Here is a 14,199-nt window from a genome sequence, read left to right as displayed (position 1 = left end):
CCACGACTCCCCGTCCTCCCGTCAGGCGGGGAAGTAGCTCCCCTGCTCGGCACGGACGCGCCCTTCCTCCATCAGCTTCTCCAGCGTGGCCAGGGCACTGCGCTCGGCCACCGGGTGAAGGAACGTGGGCGTGTCCGCGTAGGCAACCTCCACCACCTGGGACAGCGTGGCGCCTGAAGGAGGCACGGCCTCCAGGATCCGCGCCTCCCGGGCGGCGCGGTGATCGATGTACTCCTGCAGCTTGCCCGGGCCATCCGGGATGGGCCCGCCGTGCGCCGGGTACAGCGTGGTGACGGGCCAGTCCCGCAGCCGCGCGAGCTGCGCCAGGTAGTCCCGCATGTTCCCCTCGGGCGGATCGATGACGATGGTGCCCACGCCCGCCACCATGTCGCCGACCACTCCCGCTCGGCTCCGCTCGTCCACGAGGCAGATGTGCCCTCGCGCATGCCCCGGCGTGTGCAGCACCCTCCAGCGCTGGGGCGGGCTCCCCGCCAGCTCCAGCACCTCTCCGTCCTCCAGCAGCCGGTCGGTGGCCACCTGCAGCCGGTCCGCCGTGCGCGCATGGCACCACAGCGGAATGCCCAGCCGTTCCTTCACCGTCTTCGCTCCGCCGACGTGGTCCCAGTGGTGGTGGGTGAGGACGACCGCCACCGGCCGCATCCCCTGCCCCTCGAGGATCTCCAGCAGCTCCTTCAGCTTCTCGTACTCGCGCTCATCCTCCGCGCCCGGGTCCACGAGGAGCAGCTCGCCGTTTCCCAGCACGTACCCGTTGGTGTGCGTGGCTGGAGGCAGCGTCGGCGTCACCATCGGGATGATGCGCACGCCCTGCTGGAACTCCACGAGCGTGGCGACACCCTCCGGGCAGTGCGGCGGCGCCTCCAGCCGCGCGAGCACGGCCTCCGGTGTGTCGAACCGCTCCAACACTTGGAGCACATACAACCCTGGCGAGTGCAGCAGCGCGGTGCCCTGCCCCCAGCGCCCCAGCGCCTCCGCCGGAGCCACCCACGCCGCCTCCGTCAGCTCGCCCGGCCACAGCTCCGCCACCGCGTGAGGCGGGGCCTCCACCAGGAAGAACCGCGTGTCGAAGCGCATCGGCATATAGGGAGGGGTGATCCACCTGCCGGCGGGATGGAAGTCCTCCGAACGCAGCGCCAGGCCCTCCTCGGCGAGCAGCTGCCCCCACTTGCGCTCGTCCGCCAGCAGCGCCCGGCGCAGCGCCTTCAGGCGCTCCGGGCTCAGCGCCTGCGCGCCCTCCGCCATCAGCACCCCGGTCTCCTCGAAGAGCTCTCGCACGGCGGCCGCGCGGATCGCGGCCTCCTCTCCGGACGCCCCGCGCACCGGCACCTGCGCGTCCTCCTTGTCCACCTTGCCACCTGGGAAGGCGTAGAAGCCGCCCGCGAACCGGAGCGTCTTCTCCCGCTTCACCCAGAACACCTCCACGCCCGAGCCCACCCGCCGGTACAGCACCACCACCGCCGCCGGCCGAGGCTGCACGGGTGAGTGCGGAGGCGGCCTCGGCATGCCGGGGAGGGCCTCGCTCATGACTGCACCGCCTGCCCCAGCAGGCGCGCCATCATCCCTCGCGCCGTCTCGATCTGGTCCGGCCGCACGTACACCCGCGTCAGCCGCACCGAGCCGCTGTAGCGCTGGTAGAGCGGCGTGTAGCGCGCCACCTCCGTGAGCCGGCCCGTGGAGACATCCACGATGAAGAGGCTGGGGCCGGCCCCCTCGCCGAAGTACTTCGAGAGCACGCCCTGCGACTCGACGACGTAGTGCTCGAGCTGACCGGCCACCAGCGCGCTACGCAGCACGTCCAGGTCATACCCCGTGTCGCGCTCGGTGAACTGGGCCAGCAGCTTGAACCCCCGCCGCGTGGAGATGCGCTCCGCCCACCGGTTCTTCGAGCGGCGCAGCGTGTACCAGAGCGCCGCGTCATCGCAGAGCAGGAACGCCTCCGGGTCCGCGGGAATCTCGAACTCGCCGGGCGCCTCCTCGTAGTAGCGCCTGAGCATGTGGTCGAAGTTCACCGAGGTGTGGTGGTAGTAGACCGAGACGAACATGTGGTAGCGGCTGAGGAGGAAGTCCTCGAAGGCGAACGCCGCCGCCCGGCTCAGCGCCAGGTACGCCCGCCCGTCCTTCACCGCCGGGTTCAGGTTCGAGATGATCCACTCGAAGTCGTACCGGCCATAGTTGACGCCCGTATAGAAGGAGTCGCGCAGCAGGTAGTCCATCCGGTCCGCGTCCAGCTCGCCGGACACCAGGGCCCGCAGCAGCGGTGACCAGTCCACGCCCCGGTACGTGAAGCCCGGGTCCCTCGGCGGCCTGGCGCCGGTGATCAGCCCCACCACCGCGTCCGCGCGGATGCCCAGCGGCCCGAAGTGCTCCTCGATGAGGGGCGTGAGCGTGCTGTCCAGGAGGATCTTCGCCGTGAAGTCCTCGTGGGTGGCCTGGGGGCCCTCGGCCGTGGCGTCCAGCCAGGCGGGCAGCTTCAGGTGCGCCCGGGGCGGGGCGATGCGCTCCGAGGCGTGGGACAGCGGCATGTGGCCCAGGTCATGGCAGAGCACCGCCAGCCGGACGGCCGCGCAGAAGCGGGACTGCACCTCCTCCGGCAGCTCCGCCCGCGAGGCCACCGCCCCGAACAGCCGCGAGGCCACGTGCATGGCCCCCAGCGAGTGGGCATGCCGCGTGTGGGTGGCTCCCGGAAAGGCCAGGTCCCCGAACCCCAGCTGCCGCACATGGCGCAGGCGCTGGTAGTGCCGGCTGTCAATGATGGCCTTCTCCGGGTCGCTCACCGCGATGGTGCCGTGGATGGGGTCGCGAATCCGCATGGTTCCCTTTCCATACTCCTGGATACCCCTGCCGGGCAGCACTCCCAGAAACACCGGACGACCAGCCGGTCAAGCCTTCGCGTCGGACTGGGATCGGCTCTGGGGACGTGCTAACCCTTCTTCCCCAATACGAATGCACATCGTCATCCTGCACAACCGCGACCACGATCTCCTCGAAGACGATCCAGGACGGGAGGCTCGCGAGGATGTGGTGCGCGTCGCCTCCGCCCTCTCGGAGGCCCTCACCCGAGGAGAGACGCACGCCGAGCCGCTCGCCATCGAGGGCGACCGCCTGGACTTCGTGGACACGCTGCGCCGCGTGCAGCCGGACCTCGTCATCAACCTGTGTGAGTCCCTGGCCGCCGACAGCCGGGGCGAGATGGTCATCCCCTGCCTGCTGGACCTGCTCGGGATTCCCTACACGGGCTCGTCCGCCCTCTCGCTGGGGCTGGCGCTGCACAAGCCCAAGGCCAAGGAGCTGCTGCGCGCCCGAGGCGTCTCCACCCCGCCCTTCGCCGTGGTGGAGCGCCTGGAGGACGTGATGGCGGTGGACCTGCGCTACCCGCTCATCGTCAAGCCGGCGCGCGAGGACGCCAGCGTGGGCGTGGACTTCGACTCGGTGGTGCACGACAGGCAGGGCCTGGCGCGCGTGGCCGAGGAGGTGCTGCGCACCTTCCAGCAGCCCGCCCTGGTGGAGCAGTTCATCGCCGGCCGGGAAATCTATGTCCCGCTGCTGGGCAACGCACCGCGTCGAGCCCTGCCGCTCACCGAGATCCGCTTCGGCAAGGCCTTCGAGAACCGGCCGAACATCGTGTCCTACAAGGCGAAGTGGGAGGCGGAGTCTCCCGAGTGCCAGGACAGTCCCTCGGTGCCGTGCACGCTGGAGGACGCCGAGCTGGAGGCGCGGCTGGTGCGCACCGCCACCGAGGCGTTCACGGCGCTGGACTGCCTGGACTACGGGCGCGTAGACCTGCGTGTATCGCCCGAGGGCGTACCTTACGTCATCGACATCAACCCCAACTGCGATCTCCACCCGGGCGCGGGGTTTGCCAAGGCCGCAGCCGCGGCCGGCATGGACTACCCCGCCCTGGCCGCCCGCCTCGTGGAGATCGCCCTCGAGAGAACCCATGGAAATCCGTCCGCTCGAAAAAAAGGACCGGGAGCCGCTCGCAGCGCTCATCCGGCGAATCGAAACGTTCTCGCAGGAAGAGGTGCAGTGCGCCATCGAGCTGGTGGATCTCGCGCTCACGCCGAATAACCCGGACTACACCATCCTGGTGGCGGACCGGGACGGCCCGCTGGTGGGGTACGTGTGCTACGGCCCCACGCCGATGACGGAGGGGACGTTCGACTTGTACTGGATCGCCTCGGACCCGACGGTGCGGGGACAGGGCGTGGGCGCGTCGCTGATTGCGGGCATGGAGGCGGACATGCGCCGCCGGGGCGCCCGGGTCATCCGCGTGGAGACGAGCGCCACGGAGGCCTATGGCCCCACCCGTGGCTTCTACGCCTCCATGAAGTACACCGAGGAGGCCCGGTTCCGGGACTTCTACAAGGTGGGGGACGACCTCATCATCCTGGCCAAGCGGCTGTAATCCGCGAACAAAACGCCGCGCCATCCGTTAAGAGGGGGGAGATGACTCGCTCCCGCCTCTGCGCTCCCCTGCTGGGCCTGTCCGTCGCGCTGCTCTGCGCGACGCCGGCGCTGGCCCAGGCTCCCGCTCCCGCCGCTTCCGCCGCTCGTGGCGCCCCCAAGGCCTCGGACGTCTCCGACGCCTTGAAGGCGCCGCGCCCCAAGGGAGGCGAGTGGCTGGGGCTGTACCTGATGGACAAGAAGGTCGGGTACTTCTTCACGGACCTGTCGCTGGTGCCCGGGCGCAAGGACCAGGTGCTCGCCGTCAACGAGATGGTCTTCAAGGCCACGGTGGGCAACAAGCTCTCCGAGCGCCTGTACCGCGAGGAGCGTCTCTACGAGGCGAAGCCGGGAGGCCGGCTGCTGTCCTTCACGGTGCAGCAGCGGGGCGACGGCGGCGAGCAGCGGCTGGAGGCCACCAACCTGCCCACCGGGCTGCGCGTGGTGAGCAAGCGCCCTGGCCAGGCCGACGAGGTACGCACGCTGCCGGCCAGCCAGGAGAAGGTGGAGGACGCGGACCAGGCGCGGGTGGCGCTCTACCGGAAGGCCCGGGTGGAGGGCACCATCACGGACGGCACGGACCTGACGAGTTACAAGGTCACCACCACCACGGAGCCGCCCGAGGAGCGGATGGTGCGCGGGGTGAAGGTGCGGATGGGCAAGGCGCAGACGATCTCCGAGAAGGAGAAGGTGCCGGTGACGGCCTACGTCACGGAGCAGGGAGAGATGGTGGAGGTGGACTTCGGCCAGACGATGCAGGCGCGGGCCGAGTCGGAGGCGGTGGCAAAGCGGCTGGACGTGGTGGAGGTGTTCGGGCTCACGCGCGTGGTGCTGCCCAAGCCGCTGCCCGTGGAGGCGCGGGCCGTGCCGGGGCGGGCCGTGCTGGTGATGACGGGGCTGCCGGACAAGTTCCAGCAGGACAGCTACCGGCAGAAGTACGTGAAGCTGCCGGACGGGCGGGTGGAGGTGACGCTGATGGCGGACTTCCCCAAGCAGCCGAGCCTCAAGCCCCTGCCGCTGGCGGATCCCGACGGCGGAGAGAACCTGAAGGCGACCATCATCGTCGAGAGCGACAACGCGGAGATCCGCAAGCTGGCGAAGAAGCTGGCGGGCTCGGACAAGGATGCGTACACGGTGGCGAAGAAGATCGTCACCTGGGTGGCGACGAGCCTGGTGAAGGACTACGGGGCGAGCGCGGATCGAGCCTCGGACGTGCTGCGGCAGATGAAGGGCGACTGCACGGAGCACTCGCTGCTGACGGTGGCGCTGCTGCGGGCGGTGGGCATTCCGGCGCGGCGGGTGGACGGCGTCGTCTACATGGTGAACGAGGACAAGGTGCCCGCCTTCTACTGGCACGAGTGGATCGAGGCCTACGTGGGCGAGTGGACGCAGATGGACCCTACGTTCAACCAGATCGTCGCGGACGCCACGCACTTCGGCGTGGGCCAGGAGGGCAACGCGGAGATCACCCCCCTCATCGGGCAGCTCAAGGTGGTGGAGGTTCGCGACAAGCCGCCGGCCGCCGGGGCTCCTGCGGGCCGCTGAGCACGGAGCGGAAGTGCCAGGCCGGCTAGGCCAGCACCTCGGACACGCTAGAGGCTTTCACTGCCCGCTCGAGCCAGCGATCCAGGGTGGGCAGGTCCGTACAGGCCAGGATGCGTTGGCGAGCCACGTCGTCCACGGGCACGCCTCGCACGGTGAGAACCCGGAGCACGTCCTCTGCACGTCCCGCAGCCCTCCCCTTCTGCTCCAGCTTCTCGAACTTTTCCTTGAACCAGGTCGACATCAGCTCCTCCGTGTGCTGCGCGCTCACCACGGATTTTAACATGTCCACCGTGGCATCCCGCGCATCCTCATCCCCCACCAGCAGCAGGTAGTGGAAGACCGCCTTCAAGTCCTCCATGCCCTGGGCATCCCCGAGCGCCTGGATGAAGAGCACCCTCCAGCCAGGCAACCGCTGCGCCAGTTCCTCCCTGCGTCCGTAGACCAGCGCCAGCAGCACCAACCGCACCAGCGGCGGGCCGGGACGCGCCCTCAGCGCCTCCTCTCTCTCGGTGGTCAGGTCATCCAACAGGTACTCGAAGCGTGGCACCAGCGCTCTCCACTGCTCCGGGTGCTCACCCGGCACATCGAACAGCTCCTCCACCCTCCGAGGTGCGCTCCAGGCCCCGCCTGGCCCGTGGTACATCACCAAGGGGATGATGACCGGCAGCAGCTCACTCCCCGGATGCTCGCGGTGCCAATGCTCCAGCTGGCGCACCACGTAGCGCAGCATCCGCAACGCCATCCAACGGCTCACCGTCGACTGGTGCTCCAGCAGCACATAGAACAGCACCGTCCGGCCGCCGCGAAGGCGGGCCGAGAACAGCATGTCGCTCTCGGTCTCCCGCAGCTCCGGGTCCACTACCGAGCCTGACTCCAGCTGCAGGCTCGCCCAGTCCACCTGAACCACGACGTGGTCCGGCAGCGCGGCGCGCAGCTCCGCTTCGGCTCTCTCCCGCTGGTTGAAGGTGAAGCGCACGAGTCGATCATGTGGACCGGACATAGGGCGCGGCATCAGCACGAAACGGGCCAGCCCTGCCGCGCAGGCAGACGGAGATACAAGGCGTCCACCATCCGTTACCTCCGTCCCGCACCGGAGACGGTCTGTCCCTCTCTGGCCTGTCCTGGCTACCAGCGACTCGCTGACGCAGACCTACTCATGGCGTAGGCTCCGCGCAGGCCCGGGGACACGTACGTGGAGCATTGCCTGTGAGAGCTCCGGCGGGAGCGAGCTCCTCGCGCGGAGGGCTTCAGCGCCACGGCCCCCGCGCGAGCAGTCCCGCCTCGGCCGCGTCGCCCAGCGCTCGGGCCTCGCTGATGGGGAGCAGTTCCAGCTCCCCCACGAAGAACAGGTCCTCGCCCACGCCCGGGACACGCACCTGGATGAGCGGATCCCTCGGGTACTGCATCTCCGGGTCGTCGTAGACGAGGCCCACCACCATGCCCGTGTGGCCCAGGAAGCGCTGTCCGATGGTTCCGTCCTCGGACGTGTCGACGATGCGCACCAGCTCACCCATCCGCACGGGAGCACCCTCGACGTCCTCGGAAACGATCAATGTTGGATCTTGGATCATGGCGCGTAGGAGCTGGACTTGAGAGACCGGGACACCACCACTTCCACCATGGCAATGAGCGCCCACGCTGACAGGTGGTAGCCCGCCACATGCAACCAACCCTGCGAACACGCGAGCTCGCCCACCAGCGCGCCCGTCGTGCCCACCGAGAGCCCCGCCACCATGGCTCGCACGGGGCGGAACGCGGCGCTGCGTAGCGCCAACAGCGACACCACCAGCGGCCCGAGCCCCACTCCCAGGTGGCTGACCGTGCACACCCAACCCGGGAGCGTCGGCTCCACGTGAGGCTCTCCCCTGGCGAAGACGAGCGCGGCGGCACTCAACATCGCCAGCACGATGCCCGCGGGCCGCAGCCACTTCCCCCGGGGCGACAGCGCGCCCCACGCGCACACCGCGCCGGTGAACCACAGCAACCCGAAGAGCGGCGCGCGGCTCAGCAGCGCGTCGAGCGTCATCTGCCGCAGCGCCAGCAGCACCGAGGCCACCAGCGCCACCATGGCCACCGTGCTCGTGAACACCCAGACGGCTTGCGTGCGCCAGCGGCGCACCGTGCGGTTGCGCGCCAGCTCCGCGCGAGCCGCCTCCAGCGTCCGTCCCAGCGAGGCGGCGTCCGCCGGATAGGGCTGCGTGAGCAGGCTGTCGAGCGAGGGACGCATCAGGCCTCCACCAGTCCGCCCAGCAGCGCCCGGAGCTTCTCGTAGCCACGGTGCGCCCGGAGCCGGGCCGCGCCCACGCTGCCCCCTTGCAGCGCGGCGATCTCCTCGAAGGACCACCCCTCCACCTTGCTGAGGATGACGGCTTCCCGCTGATCCCTCGGCAGCTGCTGCAGCGCGTCCTCCAGCTGCTTGCGCAGCCCGGGGTCCCCCACGCCGGGAAGCGCCGCCGAGGCCTCGAGCGGGCGCTCCTTCGAGAACGCCTCCACGTGCCGATGGTGACGCAGTGAGTCTCGCGCCGCGTTCGCCGCGATCGTCAGCAGCCAGGGCACCACCGGTGTCCCCGGCTCGTAGCGCCCCCGCGCCCGGATGACGGACAGGAAGGTCGTCTGCAGCAGGTCCTCCGCGAGCGGTCCGTCACGCACCATCCGAGCCAGGAACCCCTTCACCCGTCCGGCATGCCGGGCGAAGAGGGCCTCGAAGGCGTCGTGTTCACCGTCGCAGAACCGTTCCATGAGCTCTTCGTCCGTAGGGCTCCCCATCCTCTGCCTCACGTACGATTCACCCGGGAAAGTGTTTCCAGCACCTCACTGGCGGCCATAAAGCCGCGAAAGGATTGGGAAAATCAAGCAGGGACTGCCGGACAGCAGGCAGCCGGGCTCAGGCGTGGTGGCGCAGCAGATCCCGCGCGTACCACGCCAGGAGCGGCTCCTTGCTGGAGGCCGCATGCCACAGCGCGGTACGGGCCGTCACCGAGAGCAGCGGGAAGGAGTTCAGCGAGTTGGCCGCCGCCACCCGCAGCTCCAGGTCCATCGCCTCATCGATGATGATGTTCGCCAGCGTCTCGAGCGCCGCCTCGTGGTGCAGCGGCGAGCGCGAGTGGCTCAGCCGCAGCGCCGCGGACACGCGCAGCTCCAGGTCCCCCGTGCGCAGCAGCCGCACGAGCAGCTCCCACGCCTCGGGCCGGTGCTCGCCCAGATCCCACACGAAGCCCTTGATGGCCGCCTGGAGGTTGCGGTCTCCGTCCTCCAGCCGCTGGATGAGCACGCCCAGGATGCGCTCGGCGATGGGCTGGAAGCGCTGCGGATCCCTCGAGCAGACGGCGATGCTCCCCACCGCGCGCAGCAGCGCCGCCAGGGGCTCGCCCTTCACGCCCGAGGCCAGCGCCCGGGCCAGCAGCTCCACCTGCTCCGGCGCTTCCGCGCACACTCGCGCGATGGCGGCGGCCGAGTACTCCCGCTCGGCCGGGTCACTCTCGGGAGCGAGGATGCGGCCGATGAGCACTCCCACCGCCTCGCGCGCCTCGCCTCCGTAGCCGCCAATCTCCCGCAGCGCCCGGCCCCGCATCTCCGCGTCGCCGTACCGCAGGTGTCCCATCAGCTCGCGCACGCGCGACAGACGGGCCTCCGCGTCATCCGGCAGCGCCGGCCGCGGCAGATCCAGGTGCTGCAGATCCGTGACGAGGCACACCGGCCGACCATCCTCGGCCAGCCCCCACCACGAGCAGTAGGCGCTGTGCGCCATGGACGAAGGCGCGAGCGTGCCGGAGGAGAAGGCCACGACGTTGGCCCCGGACTTCGCGTCGAGCGTCAGCACCGTGCTCGACCACGAGGGAGTCTCCCCATCCGTGAAGGTCTCGATGAACTGGCGGCTCCGGTCGGACACCCGCTCCACCACGTCCGCGTCGAGGAACGCGGTGATGTCCGGATCCGCCCGGTACCCATAGCGCTGATTGGGACGCAGCGCCTGAGGGCTGCGCTCGCCGCGAGCCGCCATCTCCCAGCGCACCGGGCGCTCGTCCTCGAAGCGGACCATCGCCATGGCGATGAACTCGTGCGAGGTGGGCGAGCCCGCGCGGCCGGACCGGATGATGCTGAGCACGACGGGGTAGCGGCCCGGGCGAACCGTGCGCGAGAACGGCTCGCGGTGGTCCAGCGCCAGCAGGGCCAGCAGGTGCGCCCCAGGCAGCGGGCGCGGGGGCAACGTCAGCGGGTTGCACGCGACGATGCGGCCACTGGTCAGAACCAGCGTACCGACATGGTGCGTGGATACAGCCACCGGCCTTCCACGGTCGAGCAGCACCCTGCTGTCCTCGAACGCCGCCAGCAGGTCCTCCGTGGCACTGCTCACTCTCATCGAAGAAATGCCCCCGCTCGAGATTGTAACCGCTCTTCCAGGCGCGTGCTGGAAGAGGTTGCCGGCCAGAGAGTAGGCGCTGTTCCCAAGGAGGGAAGTCCCGCGTCCGGCCCGTTGGACAGCGCCTCAGCCCGCGGAACGAGCCGGAGATCACCGCCGAACAGGAAAGACCCGTGGGCATTCCCGCTTCGCTCAACTCTGAACGCGTGCTCCAGGCGCAGCAGGTGGGAGATCCGCGCCCTCTTCGGCAGCTCAGCCGCCAGTCTCAGCCTCCATGAGCTGGAGCCTGGAGGCGCTGGCTCAGCGCCTGGGGATCCGTGAGGGGCCGCTCGCAGGCGAAGCCGCGACAGACGTAGGCCGCGCCCAGGCCGCCCACGGGCTCGCGCGCCTCGAAGATATCCTTCAGCAGTGGGGGCACCGCGGCGCCGGGCTCCTTCCAACCGAAGGCGAAGGTCGGCGCGAAGGCGCGGTTCGCCGCGGACAGCAGCGGAGCCACCTGCTCGCGCGTCCCCGAGAAGGTGACGCCCGCGGCCCCATCCAGGAACGCGTCCGCCGCGAGCGCCAGGTACCCGTAGCCCATCGGGTTCTCGTCGAGCGGCTGGCGCATCCGGGTGATGTAGCGCTCGGCGGACTCCAGCCAGGCCTTGTCTCCGGTGAGCGCGGCGAGCGCCACCTGGGCCTCGGTGAGCGTCGAGGCCCCCGAGGGGTAGGCGTTGTCGAAGAGCGAGTAGGTGGCCACCACCAGATCCTTCTGGCCCTTCGGCGCGGAGAGCCAGGCCTGCTTCTCCTCGTCCCAGAAGAGCGTCACCGCGCGCTTCACCAGCGCCACCGCCGCCTCCAGGTACTTGGCGTCGAAGGTGACCTGGTAGAGCGCGGTGAGGCCAGCGGCGAGATCTCCGTAGTCCTCCAGGAAGCCGTCGATGCGGCTGCCGCCCTCCTCGTACGAGCGCACCAGCCGCGTCCCGTCCCACATCTTCGAGAGCACGAAGTCCGCGGCCCCCGCCGCGAGCCGAGCCCACTCGGGGCGCTCGAAGACGCGCGAGGCCAAGGCCAGCCCGCGAATCATCAGTCCGTTCCAGCCCGCGAGGAGCTTGTCGTCCCGCCCGGGCTTCACGCGCTTCTCCCGTAGCTCGAAGAGGGCCTTGCGCGCCGCGGCCAGCTCAGCCTCCACCGCCTCCACTGGCAGCCCGCGCTCCTGGGCGAGCTGAGCGATGGGGACGACCACCTCCAGTACCGTGGCGCCGTGCTCGAAGTTTCCCTGGGGCGTGATACGGAAGTGGCGCATCAGCAGGTCGGCCTGCGTGGGCGGCAGCACCTTCAGCTCGTCCGGCTTCCAGACGAAGAACTTCCCCTCCTCGCCCTCGCTGTCCGCGTCCTGGGCGGCGTAGAAGCCTCCGCGCGCGTCCGTCATCTCGCGCCGCACGTACTCCACCGTCTCCTCCACCACCTTGCGCCAGAGCGGCCGCGACTCCACCTGCTCCGCCTCCGCGTACAGGTGGAGGAGCAGGGCGTTGTCGTAGAGCATCTTCTCGAAGTGCGGCACCAGCCACCGCTCGTCCACCGAGTACCGGTGGAAGCCGCCCCCGAGCTGGTCATAGATGCCGCCCAGCGCCATGCGCTCCAGCGTCCGCATCACCGCGTCCTTGAGCGCGCCCGAGCCCCCGCGCCGCCACGCGCGCAGCATGAAGGACACATCCATGGGGTTGGGGAACTTGGGCGCTCGGCCGAAGCCGCCGTTCACCGGATCCACCTGGCGCAGCATGCGCTCGCCCATCTTCACCATGTCGGCCACGGCCAGCGTCGCGGGGGCGGCGTCCAGTCCGTAGGCGGCCAGCTCGCCCAGCCCCTCGTGGAAGTCCCCCGCCTGCTGGAGCACCTTGTCCCGCTGGTTCACCCACGCGTCGTGGAGCGCCTCCAGCAGCTTGGGGAAGCCCGGGCGCCCGTACTTGTCCATCGGCGGGAAGTAGGTACCTCCATAGAAGGGCCGCAGGTCCGGCGTGAGGAACACCGTGAGCGGCCAGCCGCCCCCCTGCCCCATGAGCTGCACCACGCCCTGGTAGATCTGATCGAGGTCCGGCCGCTCCTCGCGGTCCACCTTGATGTTGATGAACCAGTCGTTCATCCGCTGCGCGATGGCGGGGTCCTCGAAGGACTCGTGCGCCATCACGTGGCACCAGTGGCACGCGGAGTAGCCCACCGACAGCAGGATGGGCTTGTCCTCGGTGCGGGCGCGCGCGAGGGCCTCGTCTCCCCAGGGGTACCATTCCACGGGGTTGGTGGCGTGCTGGCGCAGGTAGGGCGAGGGCTCGCTCGCGAGGCGGTTGCTCTTGCCGGACGGGGACGAGGGCGGATGGGCCATGAGGGCATGCGAGCAGGCACACCCTCCCCTTTCAAGCGCATCCTGGGAGGTATCGACTGGAGAGAGCCACAAGAGAGCACTGGCCAACGGGCTCCGGTTGCGCTTTGTCCAGGGCGTGGCCGTTCCCGTCGCCCAGCCCGCCACGGTCTCCCTGAGAGCCTGTCTCGCCCTGCTCGCGCTGGGCGTGGGCGCACGGCTCGTGCTCGCGCTCGGCACGGACATCTACTTCGACGAGGCGTACTACTGGCAGTGGGCCCGCCACCTCGCGTGGGGCTACTACGATCATCCTCCGCTCATCGCCTGGCTGATCGCCGCGGTCGGCGTCCGGCCCGCGGCGCTGCTGTGTGGCGTGGGCACGGTGGCGGCCGTGTGGGGACTCGCCAGGGATGTGCACGGCAGCCGCGAGGCCGCCTGGCGCGCGGCGGCGCTGTGGAGCGTGGTGCCCGCCGGCACCATGGCCGGGGTGTGGGCCACGCCGGACTCACCGCTGCTGCTGTTCTGGGCGCTCGCGCTGTGGGCGCTGTGGCGCGAGCGGTGGGTGCTGGCGGGGCTGGCCTCGGGGCTCGCGCTGCTGTCGAAGTACCCGGGGGTGCTGCTCGCGGTGGCCTTCCTCGCCACGGCGGTGCGCATGCGGCGGCTGCCGGCGGGAGCGTGGGTGACGGCGCTGCTGGGCGCCGGGCTCTTCCTGCCCGTGGTGCTGTGGAATGCCCAGCGGGAGTGGGTGGGCTTCGCCTTCCAGCTCCGCCACGGGCTGGGCGGCACCGGAGGGCTCGCGTCCTTCGCGGAGTTCCTCGGCGGCCAGCTCGCGCTGGGAGGCCCCGTGCTGCTCCCCCTGACGCTGGTGTACGCCGTCCGTGGCCCCCGCGAGCAGTTCCTCCTGCGAGCCGCGGCGGTGGTCCCGCTGCTCTTCTTCGGCTACGCGGCGCTGCGCACGCGGGGCGAGGCCAACTGGCCCGCGGCGGCCTACGTGGCGGCCTGCGTGGGCGTGGCGGGGATGCGGCCCGTGTGGTTCCGCGCGGCGACGCTCAGCGGGCTCGCCATCATCCTGGCGGTGGGCTCGCACCTGCTCTTCCCCCTGCTGCGCTTCGAGCGGGACGTGCCGCTGGCGCGCACCCACGGCTGGAGCGTCCTCTCCGCGCTCGCCGAGCCGGAGCGGCTCTTCCCGGGCACCGACGCGCGGAGTGTCGCCGTCGTCTACGCACCGAGCTACCAGCTCGCCTCGCAGGCCGTGCGCTACGCCGGAGTGACGGCGGACACGGCGGGCGGCGGACGCATGAGCCAGTACGACCTGTGGCCGAGGCCCGAGGTGGCTCGAGGGCAGGATGCGCTCTGGTACTCCGAGGGGCGCGAGCCTCCCGAGGAGCTCACCGCGCGCTTCACCACGGTCGAGGGTCCCGTGGAGCTGCCCGCAGACTTCCGAGGCCGACGCGTCCACACCTTCCTCGTCTGGAGACTTCGCGACGCTCGGTAGCGA

At 70.3% G+C, this 14,199-nt stretch carries 12 protein-coding genes; 4 read left to right on the top strand and 8 right to left on the bottom strand.

Annotation, left to right across the window (positions count from 1 at the left end):
* Positions 1-21: 21 nt before the first annotated feature.
* The gene (locus KY572_RS31730; protein WP_224247379.1) at positions 22-1,542 is read right to left on the bottom strand and encodes an MBL fold metallo-hydrolase; all 1,521 of its coding nucleotides are present in this window, start codon (positions 1,540-1,542) and stop codon (positions 22-24) included.
* On the bottom strand, positions 1,539-2,828 hold the full coding sequence (locus KY572_RS31725) for an HD domain-containing protein (protein WP_224247378.1): 1,290 nt from the start codon (positions 2,826-2,828) through the stop codon (positions 1,539-1,541). Before KY572_RS31725 ends, KY572_RS31730 begins: the two co-directional genes overlap by 4 nt.
* 133 nt (positions 2,829-2,961) lie before the next feature.
* Here KY572_RS31725 and KY572_RS31720 point away from each other — a divergent pair, with 133 nt between their 5' ends.
* The 3 genes from KY572_RS31720 to KY572_RS31710 are packed head-to-tail and all read left to right on the top strand — an operon-like array spanning position 2,962 to position 6,006.
* Positions 2,962-4,086, top strand: coding sequence for a D-alanine--D-alanine ligase family protein (locus KY572_RS31720; RefSeq protein WP_224247377.1), 1,125 nt, complete (start codon positions 2,962-2,964; stop codon positions 4,084-4,086).
* Positions 4,040-4,423 carry a GNAT family N-acetyltransferase gene (locus KY572_RS31715; protein ID WP_224247376.1) on the top strand — a complete coding sequence of 128 codons (384 nt, stop codon included), beginning with the start codon at positions 4,040-4,042 and terminating at the stop codon, positions 4,421-4,423. Before KY572_RS31720 ends, KY572_RS31715 begins: the two co-directional genes overlap by 47 nt.
* Before the next feature lie 41 nt (positions 4,424-4,464).
* Positions 4,465-6,006, top strand: a complete 1,542-nt coding sequence (locus tag KY572_RS31710) for a transglutaminase-like domain-containing protein (RefSeq protein WP_224247375.1) — start codon at positions 4,465-4,467, stop codon at positions 6,004-6,006.
* A gap of 25 nt (positions 6,007-6,031) precedes the next feature.
* Here KY572_RS31710 and KY572_RS31705 read toward each other — a convergent pair whose 3' ends face one another.
* The 6 genes from KY572_RS31705 to KY572_RS31680 form a co-directional block, all read right to left on the bottom strand.
* A complete protein-coding gene (locus tag KY572_RS31705) occupies positions 6,032-7,006 on the bottom strand; it encodes an Rpn family recombination-promoting nuclease/putative transposase (RefSeq protein WP_224247374.1) in 975 nt (324 codons plus the stop codon).
* A gap of 247 nt (positions 7,007-7,253) precedes the next feature.
* Positions 7,254-7,577 (bottom strand): Carotenogenesis protein CarS, encoded by a 324-nt coding sequence (locus KY572_RS31700; RefSeq protein ID WP_224247373.1) that lies wholly within the window; start codon positions 7,575-7,577, stop codon positions 7,254-7,256.
* Positions 7,574-8,233, bottom strand: coding sequence for a DUF1109 domain-containing protein (locus KY572_RS31695; protein WP_224247372.1), 660 nt, complete (start codon positions 8,231-8,233; stop codon positions 7,574-7,576). The genes KY572_RS31700 and KY572_RS31695 overlap by 4 nt, the downstream gene beginning before the upstream one ends.
* Positions 8,233-8,772: an RNA polymerase sigma factor gene (locus tag KY572_RS31690; RefSeq protein ID WP_224247371.1), complete on the bottom strand. Its 540-nt coding sequence runs from the start codon at positions 8,770-8,772 to the stop codon at positions 8,233-8,235. Before KY572_RS31690 ends, KY572_RS31695 begins: the two co-directional genes overlap by 1 nt.
* Before the next feature lie 118 nt (positions 8,773-8,890).
* Entirely contained in the window at positions 8,891-10,366 is a 1,476-nt protein-coding gene (locus KY572_RS31685; RefSeq protein ID WP_224247370.1) for a DUF4241 domain-containing protein, read from the bottom strand.
* Between the two features lie 265 nt (positions 10,367-10,631).
* Positions 10,632-12,725: a thioredoxin domain-containing protein gene (locus KY572_RS31680; protein ID WP_224247369.1), complete on the bottom strand. Its 2,094-nt coding sequence runs from the start codon at positions 12,723-12,725 to the stop codon at positions 10,632-10,634.
* Positions 12,726-12,840: 115 nt separating this feature from the next.
* Here KY572_RS31680 and KY572_RS31675 point away from each other — a divergent pair, with 115 nt between their 5' ends.
* A complete protein-coding gene (locus tag KY572_RS31675; protein WP_224247368.1) occupies positions 12,841-14,196 on the top strand; it encodes an ArnT family glycosyltransferase in 1,356 nt (451 codons plus the stop codon).
* Positions 14,197-14,199: the final 3 nt, after the last annotated feature.

It is taken from the genome of Hyalangium gracile (assembly GCF_020103725.1).
Classification (GTDB): Bacteria; Myxococcota; Myxococcia; order Myxococcales; family Myxococcaceae; genus Hyalangium; species Hyalangium gracile.
This window is presented reverse-complemented; position numbering and strand designations above follow the sequence as displayed.